17 protein-coding genes are annotated in these 14,168 nt (G+C 60.3%); 3 read left to right on the top strand and 14 right to left on the bottom strand.

Annotated features, from left to right (window positions below; translation table 11 throughout):
* Positions 1–120 precede the first annotated feature (120 nt).
* Together V7651_RS05370 and V7651_RS05365 are read right to left on the bottom strand one after the other, a co-directional pair.
* Entirely contained in the window at positions 121–573 is a 453-nt protein-coding gene (locus V7651_RS05370) for a YbgC/FadM family acyl-CoA thioesterase (protein WP_335612494.1), read from the bottom strand.
* Between the two features lie 18 nt (positions 574–591).
* Positions 592–1,143 (bottom strand): lipocalin family protein, encoded by a 552-nt coding sequence (locus V7651_RS05365; RefSeq protein ID WP_335612493.1) that lies wholly within the window; start codon positions 1,141–1,143, stop codon positions 592–594.
* 109 nt (positions 1,144–1,252) lie between these two features.
* Here V7651_RS05365 and V7651_RS05360 point away from each other — a divergent pair, with 109 nt between their 5' ends.
* Entirely contained in the window at positions 1,253–1,618 is a 366-nt protein-coding gene (locus V7651_RS05360; protein WP_335612492.1) for a DUF983 domain-containing protein, read from the top strand.
* Here V7651_RS05360 and V7651_RS05355 read toward each other — a convergent pair.
* The 11 genes from V7651_RS05355 to V7651_RS05305 form a co-directional block, all read right to left on the bottom strand.
* Positions 1,615–2,022: a GFA family protein gene (locus tag V7651_RS05355; RefSeq protein ID WP_335612491.1), complete on the bottom strand. Its 408-nt coding sequence runs from the start codon at positions 2,020–2,022 to the stop codon at positions 1,615–1,617. The two genes, V7651_RS05360 and V7651_RS05355, sit on opposite strands and share 4 nt — an antisense overlap.
* Before the next feature lie 4 nt (positions 2,023–2,026).
* On the bottom strand, positions 2,027–3,055 hold the full coding sequence (gene ruvB, locus V7651_RS05350) for a Holliday junction branch migration DNA helicase RuvB (protein WP_335612490.1): 1,029 nt from the start codon (positions 3,053–3,055) through the stop codon (positions 2,027–2,029).
* Positions 3,052–3,384, bottom strand: coding sequence for a hypothetical protein (locus tag V7651_RS05345; protein ID WP_335612489.1), 333 nt, complete (start codon positions 3,382–3,384; stop codon positions 3,052–3,054). Before V7651_RS05345 ends, ruvB begins: the two co-directional genes overlap by 4 nt.
* Positions 3,381–4,007 (bottom strand): Holliday junction branch migration protein RuvA, encoded by a 627-nt coding sequence (gene ruvA, locus V7651_RS05340; protein WP_335612488.1) that lies wholly within the window; start codon positions 4,005–4,007, stop codon positions 3,381–3,383. Before ruvA ends, V7651_RS05345 begins: the two co-directional genes overlap by 4 nt.
* A gap of 109 nt (positions 4,008–4,116) precedes the next feature.
* Positions 4,117–4,620, bottom strand: coding sequence for a crossover junction endodeoxyribonuclease RuvC (ruvC, locus tag V7651_RS05335; RefSeq protein ID WP_335612487.1), 504 nt, complete (start codon positions 4,618–4,620; stop codon positions 4,117–4,119).
* 110 nt (positions 4,621–4,730) lie between these two features.
* Positions 4,731–5,318: a hypothetical protein gene (locus V7651_RS05330; RefSeq protein ID WP_335612486.1), complete on the bottom strand. Its 588-nt coding sequence runs from the start codon at positions 5,316–5,318 to the stop codon at positions 4,731–4,733.
* A 401-nt stretch (positions 5,319–5,719) separates the two neighbouring features.
* Positions 5,720–6,304, bottom strand: coding sequence for a fasciclin domain-containing protein (locus V7651_RS05325; RefSeq protein ID WP_335612485.1), 585 nt, complete (start codon positions 6,302–6,304; stop codon positions 5,720–5,722).
* Positions 6,305–6,435: 131 nt separating this feature from the next.
* Positions 6,436–7,536 (bottom strand): aromatic ring-hydroxylating dioxygenase subunit alpha, encoded by a 1,101-nt coding sequence (locus tag V7651_RS05320; RefSeq protein WP_335612484.1) that lies wholly within the window; start codon positions 7,534–7,536, stop codon positions 6,436–6,438.
* 6 nt (positions 7,537–7,542) lie between these two features.
* Positions 7,543–7,980: a protease inhibitor I42 family protein gene (locus V7651_RS05315; protein WP_335612483.1), complete on the bottom strand. Its 438-nt coding sequence runs from the start codon at positions 7,978–7,980 to the stop codon at positions 7,543–7,545.
* Between the two features lie 68 nt (positions 7,981–8,048).
* Positions 8,049–8,819: a hypothetical protein gene (locus tag V7651_RS05310; protein ID WP_335612482.1), complete on the bottom strand. Its 771-nt coding sequence runs from the start codon at positions 8,817–8,819 to the stop codon at positions 8,049–8,051.
* Positions 8,820–9,710 (bottom strand): hypothetical protein, encoded by an 891-nt coding sequence (locus tag V7651_RS05305; protein ID WP_335612481.1) that lies wholly within the window; start codon positions 9,708–9,710, stop codon positions 8,820–8,822.
* A 159-nt stretch (positions 9,711–9,869) separates the two neighbouring features.
* On the opposite strand from V7651_RS05305, the gene lepA reads away from it, so the two are divergent.
* A complete protein-coding gene (lepA, locus tag V7651_RS05300; protein WP_035537599.1) occupies positions 9,870–11,675 on the top strand; it encodes a translation elongation factor 4 in 1,806 nt (601 codons plus the stop codon).
* Positions 11,676–12,007: 332 nt separating this feature from the next.
* On the opposite strand, the gene V7651_RS05295 is transcribed toward lepA, so the two are convergent.
* Complete coding sequence (locus V7651_RS05295) at positions 12,008–12,604, bottom strand: hypothetical protein (RefSeq protein ID WP_335612480.1); 597 nt, start codon at positions 12,602–12,604, stop codon at positions 12,008–12,010.
* A 222-nt stretch (positions 12,605–12,826) separates the two neighbouring features.
* Here V7651_RS05295 and V7651_RS05290 point away from each other — a divergent pair, with 222 nt between their 5' ends.
* Entirely contained in the window at positions 12,827–14,164 is a 1,338-nt protein-coding gene (locus V7651_RS05290) for a hypothetical protein (RefSeq protein WP_335612479.1), read from the top strand.
* Positions 14,165–14,168: the final 4 nt, after the last annotated feature.

Raw genomic sequence — 14,168 nt, 5'->3', positions numbered from 1 at the left:
GATATATCGAAATCAAAAATAGTTTTCGATATATCTAAATGCAAGTGCCAGGCGTGAGAAAACGGCTGCCGCAAAGACTGCGCCACTCAAAATTTGACAATAAATCGAATAATTACAGCACTATGGCCACCAGACAAAAGCGTCCAGATACTCGGCTACTTCGCGGATTGGCCGCCTTAGGCGCCCATCGGCATGGATCATTACGGCCGTAATTTCGGCTTCCGCGATAATTTGGCCGTCGCGCAGACAGGCCTGTTCAAAGCGAATACGCGGCCCGTCCATGCCGAGATAACGCGTTCTGATATGTAGGAGGTCATCCACCTTCGCTGGCCGCTTGTAGGCGACGTTCACATTGGTCAGCGTGAAGGCCGCCGGGTCGGGTCGGTCGAGCAGCGACTGATGCGAAATGCCTGCATCACGCAAATGGTCCGACCGCCCCCGCTCGAAGAAGCGGAGGTAATTGGCGTGGTAGACCATGCCCGTGAAATCAGTGTCTTCGTAATAGACGCGCACACTGATCCAGTGCTGGCGGTCCGCATCGAAATTCTTGTCGTCGAGTACAGGCAGGGTCATGCCAATCGCGTTAGCAGATCACCCCTGATCCGTCATCACCAGCGGGTCGGTCTTGTAGCCGAGCGCCTCGGCGCGGGCCTTGATGCGGGCAAGCGTGTCAGCGTCCAGCGTTTTATCGCGGGCGAGGATCCAGAGATATTTGCCACTTGGGTCACCCACGAGCACGGCGGAATAGTCCGGCTCGAGATGCAGGATCCAGTAGTCGCCCCAGGCAAACGGCACCCAGGACGGTGCGAACTTCACCTTCAGGCGCGCATTGCCGGAGCCTTCAACGACGCGTGCGACGCCATTAGCGACTTTCACTTTCCCGTCCGGGCTGCCCTTGTGGCATGTATTGGTGACACTGATACGGCCATCATCGCGCTGGGCATATTCGGCCGTCACGCCCGCGCAATTCTTTTCGAAGCTGTTCGGATAACGGGCGATCTCGTACCAGAGGCCGGCATATTTATCCAAGTCGACATGCGGCACGGTCGGCGGTGCAGTTTCCTGCGCGCGATAGTCCGGCTGGCTCATACAAGCCGTGAGGACGAGGCCGGCGATTGAGGCGGTGAGCAGATGCTTGATCATGAATAATGTCTCCTGTGCCCTATACGCAGCCATGCTGTGTTCGGTTGCAAGCCTGACTGGCCAGCAACTGTATGACGTGCAAAGCAGGAAACATCTGCCGGAGACGCCAATGACCCAACCAACTGATCCCGGCCTGAAACCCATCCTGCGCGGCCTGCGCGGACGATGCCCCGCCTGCGGCAAGGGCCGGCTCTTCTCGGGCTACCTGCGGCAGGAACCGACCTGTTCCCATTGTGGCGAACCGACGGGCCTGATCCGCGCCGAGGATGGCCCGCCCTGGCTGACCGTGCTGATCCTCGGGCCCGTGCTGGCGCCGCTCTCGTTCATGGTATCGATGAAATCGCCCGCGCCGCTCTGGATCAGTCTCGTCGCGCTTGGCGCGTTCGCGATTGGCGCAGTTCTGTTCCTGCTGCCGCGCATAAAGGGCGGTTTCATCGGCCTGCTCTGGCGCATGCAGCAGAAGGAACAGACTTAAGCCGGTTTCGGAAAAGCTTCAGGCAGGCGCGGCAGGCCGTCCTCGAAGTCGAAGAAGTCGGCCTTCTGGCTCGTCCAGATATGCACCACGGGCTTGGATGGCAGAGGGGAATCGAGGCTCCCGACACGAACGATCACCGCATCCTGATCATGCCATTCGGCCATCATATGCGTCCCGCATTTCGGGCAGAAGTGCCGCGTCTTCCCGGGCGTGGACTCAATGCCCGCCACGACATCAGCGCCCTTCGTCCAGCGAAACCCGGCGCGTGATGCCCGCGCCGTTGTGGCGAAGGCGGCCGAATGCGTCTTCTGGCATGTCTTGCAATGGCAATGGCCGACGGGCCCGAGCCCTTCCACTTCATAGGCCACCGCGCCACAAAAGCAGCTTCCGTGCAGAGCTTCCATCAGATCAATTCTCTCCAAAAAGGCCCGACTGGGTGCCGCCCGGCACGGGCAGGCCGAGGCGCTCATAAGCGAGCGGCGCTGCCGTGCGTCCGCGCGGCGTGCGAGCGACATAGCCCTTTTGCATGAGGTACGGCTCGATCACGTCTTCCACCGCATCGCGCGCCTCTGACAGCGCCGCCGCCAATGTCTCTACGCCCACGGGGCCGCCTGCATAGGTCTTCACCAGTGCATGTAGGTAGCGCCGGTCCAGCGCATCAAGCCCGTCCTGGTCAATTTCCAGCCGCTTCAAAGCGCGGCCTGCAGCGGCGGAATCGATCTTCGCGCCCTCGGCCTCGGCAAAGTCCCGCACACGGCGCAAGAGGCGCAATGCAATGCGCGGTGTGCCCCGCGCGCGGCTGGCAATTTCGACCGCGCCATCTTCGGTAATTGCCGCACCCAGTTTGCGCGCCGCCGCCATGACGATGCGCGCCAGCTCTTCCGGCTCGTAGAATTCGAGCCGCAGCGGAATGCCGAACCGGTCGCGCAAAGGCGTCGCCAGGAGGCCTGCCCGCGTCGTCGCACCGACCAGCGTGAAGGGCGACAGGTCCAGCCGCACAGAGCGCGCCGAAGGCCCCTCCCCGATCACGATATCGAGAGCATAGTCTTCCATGGCCGGATAAAGGATTTCCTCCACGATGGCCGGCAGGCGGTGAATCTCGTCAATGAACAGGACATCGTTCGGCTCAAGGTTCGTCAGGATCGCGGCGAGATCGCCCGCCTTGGCAATCACCGGACCAGATGTTGCCCGGAAACCGACGCCCATTTCCCGCGCCAGGATCTGCGCCAGTGTTGTCTTGCCGAGGCCCGGCGGGCCGAACAGCAGTACATGGTCCAACGCCTCGTTGCGCCCGCGCGCGGCGTCGACATAGACTTTCAGGTTCGACTTGGCTTTGCGCTGGCCGACATAATCGTCGAAGGTCTGCGGACGTAGCGCGCGGTCCAGCGCGTCGCCGCCCTGCGCGTTGGGATCGGAGAGTTCGCCCTCGCGGCTCATGCGAATGCCTCGGCTCCGAACTCGCGAACTAGAGCCTTTAAGGTCAGCTGCGAGATGGGGAGGTCTTCCAAACGATCGCCATTTTTAAGCCAGATGGTCATCGTTTCACTTCCGCGAGCGACCAATATGTCCGACAAGTGAAAGACTATAGACCCCGAGCCATACATTTCACGGTTTATAACCGCGAGGGAGTTTCGGCCCGTTTGTGATGTCTCGACGACAACGTTGCTGATATGGCGAGTTCCAGCAGGTTTTGGTGAGTGGTCGGCCAAAATGATCAGTTCCTGTTCCGGAACATGATAGGTCTTGCGGTTCTGAATGTATTTCATCGCGACAGTTCCTTCAGCGCCGCCTTTACCAGCGGGCCGACCTCCTTGTCATCCGTTGTCGAAGCTGCTGCCGCAACGGCCCGCGCTGCATCGCCCTGCGTATAGCCGAGATTGACCAGCGCCGAGATTGCCTCACTGCGCGGGCCTGTCGTGGCAGCGGCAGCCGGCGCTGTTGCCATGCCGGCCGCGCTCGCCGCATCGAAGCGTCCGAACCGGCCCATGGGGGGCGCCTTGCCGGAAAGGTCGAGCACGATCCGTTCGGCCAGTTTCTTGCCGACGCCCTTGGCGCGCTCCAGCACCTTAGCGTCGCCGAGCGCAATGGCATCCATCAGTTCGGCGGGCGTCAGCGCGTCAAGAATGGCCATTGCGGCCTTACCCGCCACCCCATGAACGTCCTGCAAGCGGACAAACCATGCCCGTTCTTCGTCCGTTCCGAAGGCATAGAGCGTGATCGCCGCTTCCGACACTTTGGTCTCGACATGCAGCACGGCCGTCTCGCCCGCATGCACACGGGACAGGAGCCGCGTGCCAGCCTGACAGACATAGCCGACGCCGTTCACGTCGATCAGCACATGATCGAGGCCCATGGCCGCGATCGTTCCGGTGAGCCGGCCGATGATCATGGCTCTACCCTCCCCGCGCCCGTCCTTCGACTTCGCTCAGGATGAGCGCTCATATCAGGCTCACCCTGAGCGAAGTCGAAGGGCGAGCCGGGCGATGCAAACTTCACACTCATGCCGCGCCCCGCTTCATCTCCAGAGGCATATGGTGCGCGGCGCAGATAGCGCAGGCGAGCGCGTCGGCGGCGTCTTCCTTCATCTCCCCGGCGCGGGGCAAGAGGCGTTTCACCATGAACATGACCTGCGTCTTGTCGGCGGTGCCCGTGCCCACCACGGAAAGCTTGATCTTGCGGGGGGCAAACTCGGCCACACTGATGCCTGCCATGGCGAGCGCCGCCATGGCCGCGCCCCGCGCCTGGCCCAGTTTGAGGGCCGCCCGGGGGTTTGCGTTAACGATGGTTTCCTCGACGCCGGAGGCATGCGGCGCGTGATGACGCGCCAGCTCGCCGACCGCCTCGAAGATGCCGCCGAGGCGTTCCGACATGGGCAGGTTCGGATCAATCGAGATGATGCCATGGGCCACATGCTGCAGCCGGGCGCCGGTCTGCTCAATCACGCCCCAGCCGGTATGGCGAAGGCCCGGATCAATCCCGAGGATACGAATCGTCGCTGTCATGGCGCCTACCCTATCAGGCAGCGAGGTTAATGACAGCTTGCATTTTCCCCATTTGTTCCTGCGGATATGCAAAGCGATTACCAATCAGCTGTGCGTCAAGCGCTATACCACTACCGATCACCCGCCTCGAACATATCAATCAACTCTGGAATGGAACCGATAGTGCGACTTATTCCACAATGCATCGGAGTTGAAATACTGAGTCTATATTTTTCGCACTCGTCTATCCAAAGAGCGTACCACTCGGTCTCAATTATGTCTGCGATATCCCCTCGATCAGCAGCCCGGAAAACGTCCGACAATTTGTGTACGTCTGCCTCTGCATCAGAATCGCCATAATGACTCGCATATGTTTGTGCTGATTCACTCATTTTCTGAATCGGATGTGGCACCCTTACGACCCACAGGTCTTGCGCAAGGCGGATCGCTTTTTCACTTGCCCCTACCTTGTGATAGGCATCGACATACCGCCACAGTGAATGTTGCCCCTCATCCATTGCCTCGTAACGACTACCGACAGATTCGTATAGGTAATCTACATAAGGCTCAGCAGCCACTGCGTTATCGCTGCGGATGAGCAGCCGAATTATCATCCATGCGAAATGCCCCTGAAGAGCTGTTAGCTCACCAGTCGCGAAAATGCGCTCGATTGTTTCGGCCGCCAGAGTATACTGGCCGGCCCCCTCATAGGCCGTCATCCGCATGATCGCCGCATCAATCAGCTCACGGCAGTTCAACCCGGTGGCTTAGAGCGTGGCGATGGCGTCCAATTTGGACTCCAGCGGCGCATCGGAAGCCACGAACTCGCTCGTTTCATTTCGGAGGGACTGATAGGGCTCGGTTTTGCTCAGCTTCGCTTCACACTGTTCCGCCCATGACACCTGGCCAAGCATACATGCGCAAACCACACAGATTGATATCACACGAAAAAACACACCAGCCCCCGCAACAAGATCCAAATTGTTACAAAATAACTTTGGTGTGTCGATACCTGGCTTTCGACTTTTATTTTCAGAATTGGCCCATAGGCACGGACTAAAAGCAGAACGGCCGCGCCTACGGGGAGACGCGGCCGTAAAATAATGTCAGCCGGGAAAGCCTATTCCTCGAAGCGAGGCAGCAGCACGGTGTCGATCACGTGGATGACGCCGTTCGAAGCTTCAATATCGCCCATCTTCACGGTGGCCGTGTTGACCATCAGATTGTCGCCGGTGCCGTCGACCAGCATGTCCTTGTTGTTCAGCGAGGCCAGCGGCTCGGACTTGCCGGCGAGGTCAGACGAGCTGAGTTTGCCGGGCACGACATGATAGCTGAGCACGGTGACCAGCTTGGCCTTGTTCTCAGGTTTCATCAGGTCTTCCAGCATGGCCGGGTCCATCGCGGAGAAAGCCTCGTTGGTGGGCGCGAAGATCGTGTAGGGGCCAGTGCCCGAAAGCGTCTCGGTCAGATCAGCCGCGCCAATGGCGGCGACGAGCGTCGAGAAATCGGGGCTGGAGCCCATCACGTCGACCAGTGTTGGCAGGGCGATCGGCTCAACCGGCGTTGCGGCCGTCTCGCTTGGCATCGTCTCGACCGTTTCAGCTGGCGTTACCGCCGACGTTTCCGTCACGGTTTCAGTCTTGTCGGAACAGGCCACCAGGAAAAGCGCGCTGGCAGCAATCGTCGTCAGGAGCAGGGTCTTCATAGGTGTATCCTCGTAGCAGGACGGGCGCGGTGGTTCAGGTATATCGCGCTGTCAAATGGGTCCGCTTCAGTTATCCGAGCGGCTGAATGTAAAACGCGATAATGGCAGAATTGGTTCCGCGCGGGCGGCTGTCAGCTCATCCAGCGCAGGACGCGCGGCTCGATCGGGTTGGCAAACTCACGCCCCTCGGAGCGGGCTTCGACCCATTCGCGCTTGAGGCGCTGATACCATTTGGCCTGCACGTCGATATCGTCGATCCAGAGCATGGCCTTCTGGTGCGCCATGCCCTGATTTTGCAGGTCGACCATGTCGCCGTCCTGGCGGAGGAACTTGCGGCCCGCAGGTTTCGCGATGGGCACGGCAAGGCGCAGCAGCGGCGCGCCGGTCCACCAGGTGAACTGGGTGATCCGTGTGCGTTTAGGGCCCTCCGGCGTCAGGCAGGTCAGCGTCAGGAGGCGCGCGGTTTCGTTCGAGACGATCTCCCAGCGAAAGCCCGGCAGCTGGAAGATGATCTCGGTTTCGACATTGCCGCCGAAAACCCAGCGATAAAGCAGCGAGTTCGATGAAGGCTGGTGACGGTCAATCGCCCAGCCGCGCAGCGCCGGCACGAACTGTTTCTCTTTCAGCTTCAGGCCAACAGAGGGCGGGCGCCACCACCACTGATTATGCACGAAGGGCACATGCGCCGGGTCCATCAGACCGACCACGGCATCATCCATATGCGCATTGAACACATCATGGATGACAAAGCCGGGCTTGTCCGGCAACGGACCGAAATCAGGCGGCGGCACGGCGGGCGGCGCGTCAACGCGCGGATTGTGGGCAATATAGATGAAGACCGCACCATTGGCCTCATGCACCGGATAGCGGCGCACTTTGACCTTTGACGCGTCGTAGGCGCTGTCTTCGGTCAGGCTCGGCATCAGCTTGCAGCCGCCATCCGTTCCAAAGCGCCAGCCATGATAAGGGCATTGCAGCGTCCACTCGCCATCGGTCTCCAGCTGTTTGCCCGCCGAGAGCGGCACCAGTCGGTGCGGGCAGATATCGCGCAGTGCAAAGGCCTCGCCCGTGGGCGTGCGACCGACAACGACCGGCTCGCCAAGCATCATGATGCGATGCTGCTTGCCTGCCTTCAGTTCGGTCGAGGGCGCGGCGAGATACCAGCAATCGGTGAGATAGCCGTCATCCGTTATGCCGAGGCGCGGAGCCGAAGAGGTTTGGGTATCTGCCATGGGGCCTTATTGCGCTGGTGTGACCGTGACGTCTATCCGCCACTTGCCGATCTCGTCACCGCCCTCCCAAGGGCGATGGTTCAGCATATTGATCGTCGCCTTGCCGGGCGCCGTGGCTTTCAGGTCAAACGACATGAAATGATTGCCGCCGGTAAAGCCTTCCTGGTTCTGGACTTCCGGATGGGTCGGGCGTGTGTTTTCGGCCACGAGGTCAAGGAAATCGGGCTTGTCCACGATCTCCCAGACATAACCAGCGGTCGGGATGGTTTCGAGTTCGATACGCAGGGTCTGACCGACCCGCATGGCCACGTCGCTGCCATCCTGTTCGACGCCCGCATAGAGCATGCCACCGGCCATTTCGGTCACCGGCTCGGCCGGAAGCCGGGCGCAGGCGCCCAGCACGCTGCCCGCAAGGGCAAGCACGAGTAAGGGGCGCAGCAGCATGTAATCTCCTCCGGCATGTATCTTCCTTAGCAGGCTTAGCGCAGCGCGCCATTACGTCCAATTCCGTATCAGTTCCGGATCGCGCCTTCGAATGTCACCGATGCGCCGCCTTCACGGAAGTATTCGGCCCAGAATTCCCGCAGGCGCGCGTCCAGTTCCGGGTCCAGCGGCGGACGGCCGGGATTGTGCGAGCGGCCAAAGCCGACAATGCGCACATCGGCGCCACGCACGGCTGGCAGGTAATTGAACTTCTCGGCCACTTTCAGCGCCGCATCCGGCGCCATTGAGCGGAACTCGGTCCAGGGCACGGCCTGGCTGTTCTCCAGCATGTCGGAGAAAATGTAGACGTGGGTGAAAGGCTGGTCGCCGGGCGGGGCCTGCGTCCACTGCGCGATGGTCGACATGATCGCCGAATGATCTGCCGAGGATGAGCCTTCAACGGCGGGGCGCAGGGTCTGCGCGAGGCTGCCCATGAACTGGCGCTCGTCGGCCAGCGCCTTCATGCTGCTGCAGCCGCCCATCATGGAATCAAGCGCGCCCTGCCCGTCCGGGCAGCCGGGCTTGCAGGCATTAATCAGGCGGGCTGACTGTGTGTAGTGCTCGCCAATCGTTGCCAGCACGATCCGGTCGCCGGCGCCAAGCTGGTCGACCACCGTGCCAATGCTTTCGGAGATGACTGCGCGGTCCGTGTCGTCATAGGGCGTCGTCTGGTCGATCAGGAACAGCGAGGACGTCTTGCCAAAGGCGCAATAGCCCGCCGCCTGCGCGCCCGGTTCGCTACCGGACGATCCCGAACATCCCGCGAGGACAAGTGTAACTGCCAGCAGTAACCGTCTCATTCAGGCGCCGAGCCTGCGCATCTGGTTGGCAAAGCGGCGCTTCTCGACGGCTTCCTCATCGGCGCGCTTGGCCTGCATCTTGGCGGTCTGCTTCTCCAGCTTGTGCTTCTTGCGGTCCACGCGTTCGAAATCCGGGTGCGGGTCGTGGCAGAAATACGCCGCCGAGACGCCAACCGCCACAACAGCGAGGTTGATCAGCAGGAAGATCCAGCCATCAAGGCCAAGCCCGCCCTTCAGCGCCATGATGGCGGCGCCGCCATATTCCTGGTTCTCCAGCGCCTGCCCGAAGCCCATTTCAGGCTGCGTGATGAAGGCGAGATAGCCCTGCCGCAGGATCGACACGCCATAGGCCAGCGCAAAGATGAGCAGCACGACGGCTGCGATCTGCAGCACCTCGCCCCACCAGTTCTTGCGCTTCTTGTTATAGCCGAACCGGCACATCATCATGCCCAGCCTGTGCGCCAGCGTGACCAGAAGGCCGCCCACGAGGAACGATACGAGCAGAGCCACAGCCGGGCTCTCCTGAAAGAACAGCTCAAAGCTGAACCGGTTGATCGGCACTTCGGCGACAGCCAGCGCAACCATGAAGGGCCAGTAGAACCAGGGCGAGGAATAGCGCGGCTGGCGCTCTTCGCTGGCCTGGATATCGTCCCAGATCTCGTTTGTGTGGTGCAGCTGGTCGCGTAGGGTTGTCTGGCGCGGGCTCCACCGGGTGTCGACGGCTTCCATCCGGCGCGCAAACTGGCGCTCAAGGATCTGCGCCTGCTCGCTCGACGTGGGCGGCATTGCCGGAACCTGATCGTCGTCTGGAATTTGCGTGGCTTTCAGCTCAGCCTGTCCGGGGACAACCTGCAAGGAAGACGGTGGCCGGCCAGTCGTATCAGTGCTCATTGGACTTAAATCCCACGATTCGCCCCCGTTAACACCTTCGCCCGAAATGTGTTTGCGGGAAGCATGTGGCATCTTCAAGGCGAAAAGCCAGTCTGCACTGCTACCGGGGCGGTCCATACCCACTTCCCGTGCGGTCCAAGCGCCGCTATATGCGCCAGCATGACCCCACGCGACAAAATCCGTAACTTCTCCATCATCGCCCATATCGACCATGGCAAGTCGACCCTCGCTGACCGCCTGATCCAGGCCTGCGGCGGCCTGACCGACCGTGAAATGAGCGCGCAGGTGCTCGATACGATGGAGATCGAGAAAGAACGCGGCATCACGATCAAGGCCCAGACCGTACGCCTCGATTACACGGCGAATGATGGCGAGACCTATACGCTGAACCTGATGGACACGCCGGGCCACGTCGACTTTGCCTATGAAGTCAGCCGCTGCCTGGCCGCCTGCGAAGGCTCGCTGCTGATCGTTGATGCCTCACAGGGCGTTGAGGCCCAGACGCTGGCCAACGTCTATCAGGCCATCGACCAGAACCACGAGATCGTGCCCGTCCTCAACAAGGTCGACCTGCCCGCCGCTGACGTCCAGCGCGTCAAGGACCAGATCGAGGATGTCATCGGCCTTGATGCCTCCGACGCGGTCGAAACCTCGGCCAAAACCGGCCTCGGCATTCCCGACGTGCTGGAAGCCATCGTCAAGCGCCTGCCGCCCCCGCGCGGCGGCGATGCGACCAAGCCCCTCAAGGCGGCGCTCGTTGACGCCTATTACGACCCCTATCTCGGCGTCGTGGTCATCGTGCGCATCCATGACGGCGTGCTGAAGCCCAAGCAATCCATCCGCATGATGCGCACCGGCGGCGTCTACGAGATCGACAAGGTCGGCACGTTCAACCCCAAGCTCACCGAAACCGACGCGCTCGGCCCGGGCGAGGTCGGCTATTTCGTCGCCTCGATCAAGGAAGTCGGCGAGACGGCAGTGGGTGACACGATCACCGAAGACAAGCGCCCCTGCGAAAAGGCCCTGCCGGGCTATAAGGAAGTGCAGCCGGTCGTCTTCTGCGGCCTCTTCCCGATGGACGCGGGCGACTTTGACGATTTGCGCGCCGCCATGGGCAAGCTGCGCCTCAACGATGCCAGCTTCACATGGGAAATGGAAACCAGTGCCGCGCTTGGCATGGGCTTCCGCTGTGGCTTCCTTGGCCTCCTCCACCTCGAGATCATTCAGGAACGCCTTAGCCGCGAGTTCGACCTCGACCTGATCGCAACCGCGCCGAGCGTGGTCTACGAGATCACGATGACCGACGGGACCGAGATCGAGCTGCACAACCCGGCCGACATGCCGGACGTGGTGAAAGTGTCCGAGATCCGCGAACCGTGGATCGACGCCACGATCTACACGCCTGACGAATATCTCGGCGCGATCCTGAAACTCTGTCAGGACCGCCGCGGCGTTCAGAAAGAGCTGTCCTATGTCGGGGGCCGGGCCATGGTGAAATACGAATTGCCGCTCAATGAGGTCGTATTCGACTTCTATGACCGCCTGAAATCCATTTCGCGCGGCTATGCGAGCTTCGATTATGAGATCGTCGGCCACCGCGCCGAGAATCTCGTGAAGCTGCAGATCCTCGTCAATGAAGAGCCGGTTGATGCGCTCGCCATGCTGGTCCACCGCGACCGGGCCGAAAGCCGGGGCCGCCAGATGTGCGAACGCCTGAAGGATTTGATCCCGCGCCAGATGTTCAAGATCCCGATCCAGGCGGCCATCGGCGGCCGGGTCGTGGCCCGCGAAACCATCTCGGCGATGCGCAAGGACGTGACCGCCAAATGCTATGGCGGCGACGCGACCCGCAAAAAAAAGCTTCTGGAAAAACAGAAGAAAGGCAAGCAGCGCATGCGCCAGTTCGGCAAGGTCGAGATTCCGCAGGAAGCCTTCGTGGCGGCCCTACGGATGGATAACGACTAGGTCCCTCCTCCACCTCCGTATCCCCGGCGAAAGCCGGGGTCTCATGCGGCTTTGTCCTTTCTCCAATTGCCTGAGGTCCCGGCGTTCGCCGGGAGCACGGATGTGGGGGATGCCCCCTTTGAGAGCCCCACTCACCGCCCGGGGATACCTGCGCAGGCAGGTATCCATGGACCGGATTGTCCCAAAGCGCTGTGAGGCCCGGCCAGTCCATGGGCCCCTGCCTCCGCAGGGGCCATCGGGGGGAGCGTTGGGTGTACGATTTTGAGGGATGTGGGTGCGACCGGAAACGCCCGTCAGGGCGCCCGGCTTGGGGGTCTGATTGTGAGGGGGATTCAGCCCGAACTTTCCCAGCTTTTGAACGCGGTGCGGAGCAGTTCCGGCAGGGCCGTGGCAATGGCGCCAAGCTCTGGCGGCATGCGGTGGGTGCGGGTCATGGGCAGGGCCATGGGTGCAGGATCTCCGGCCTTGCGCTGGCCCTCCAGCGTGCGGGCGAGGCGTTTGGCGTGGGCTTCGGGGGCCGCGAGCAGTTCCTGCAGCGCCGCGAGGCGGGCGAGAATTGGGGCGGCCTGAACGGGTCCGCAGGACCGCGCCGCAGTCGCAAGCCCGTTCCTGTCCATGTCCGGGCCCATGACGCGGGGCGACAGGCCGGTGAGGCCGGTCGAAGCTTTGGTTTCGACGCGCTCGGTGCACGAATGATGCCCGGACGATGCCCGAACAGGGACCGGCGGCAGCACGAGCCCCAGCGCCATCAGCACGAGCAGGCGCCGAATGATGATTTCGAGGCGCGCGAGTTCGGCGCGGGCGAGCTGCGCGAGGGTGCGTTTCAGGGTGGTGGGGTTGAGGTGTGCCTCGGTCATCACGGCGACGGCGCTCAAAGCGCGCTGCGCGTGGGCGATGCCATGGGTGACGAAGGCGGACGGGTTGGTCATGGCGGCCAGTATAGGCCGGACGGGATTCAGGTTGGATAAGGGGTGGGAGAGACGTGGCCTACGATTGGTGGGTATCGCGATTCTCAACCCACCTTACGCTTTCTAAGGATGGATAACGACTAGGGCACCTTACCCTACCGCCTCAGACGAAAACCCTTTTGGGTTGACTTTTTTATGTTTACTAATTCTTAATGTTCTGAAGCTGTCGAACGAGTTTGGGACATGAGAAACATTTTGATTGTAGCTTTGACAGCGGCGCTCTGCGGCGGATGCTCTTCGTTGCGGCCCTACGATATGAACCCGGCAAAAGTTCAGGGCAAAGAGCATTTAAAGGAGCTGGCGCGAGGAGAAAGCAATAGCACAAGTGTGAAGTGGGTTAGCACAAATGGTCGTTTCCGAACATTGCTCCTGGAAGCAAGTGAGAACAGAGCTACCGCGGATACAGCAAGACAGTATTTAAGTGCTGGCGTGGCCGTCGCTGACCTTTACTGCAGGGCATATTTCGAAAAACTTGGCGAGCAACGCGCTGATCAGGAAGCTCTTCAGGGCTCGTTCAATATTACAGATGGAGTAGCATCCGCTGCTCTTGGATTTGCGGAAGCCTCTGCAGAAACCATTTCACTAGTTAGTGTCAGCTTTTCATCACTTGAGGCTCTATTCGAGAATATTGATGCGGCCTATCTTGTGTCGCCGGATATAGAGCAAGTGGAAGCCTTGGTTTTTGCAGCCCGCGATACACTCCATGCAAGAATTTTCTCGGACACCTCCACCCTCACCTATTTCGAGGCCGAACGCCGTCTCGCCGCATATCACCAGCTCTGCACTTTCAATGGGGTTACACGCCTGGTCAATGAAGCGGTCGCTAATGGCGAACCTATTCTACAGACCAATAAGAGCAGCGCCCGAGATCAACTGTTTCTGACGGCCTCCGCACCTGTTCTTCAAAGCCTCACCTCACTTTTGGCGAATGACGGCTCAAATTTTTCTATGGACGATGCCAAATATATTTTTGCCTACTACGCAGGTTTCTCTAAAGACGATGGAATTGCCGATTCAGTTCTGGAAAAAGTAGGCAACAGCCTTGAGGGATCTACACCTACACAGAAGCTCACAACTTTGAATGATAATCGGCTTAGCGCAACCGCACTTATCTCGCAGCTCGATGAAATGGTAGGCTTGAAAGAGCCAGCAACAGAGTGGGCGAACTCTGTTCGGACAAAAACAAAGAAGATGGGCAAACTTCTACTGACTTTAGACCAAGACGTGAGTGGGGATAAGACGGCATCTAAAGAAAAATCGGACCTCTGCAATGATCAGCTTCAAACGGACCCGACGACGGAGTTTGGAAAAGCGTTTGTGGAGCTATCGGAACTGACCAATCTTGATGAAACCAAGAAGATGGCTGGTTGCGCCAATGCAGCTCCAATCGCCCCTAAGAGCCCAAAATTACCGGCTCAGATAGCATCAGAGGCTTCGCAACTCACCCTTAAGTTCCAGCCACCGGTCTTGAATTCACAAGTTGAGAATCAAACGTCAGGACTGGTGGTCCGAATAGAGTGAAGCT

The sequence above is a fragment of the Hyphomonas oceanitis genome (assembly GCF_036964545.1).
GTDB classification, from domain to species: Bacteria; Pseudomonadota; Alphaproteobacteria; order Caulobacterales; family Hyphomonadaceae; genus Hyphomonas; species Hyphomonas oceanitis.
This window is presented reverse-complemented; position numbering and strand designations above follow the sequence as displayed.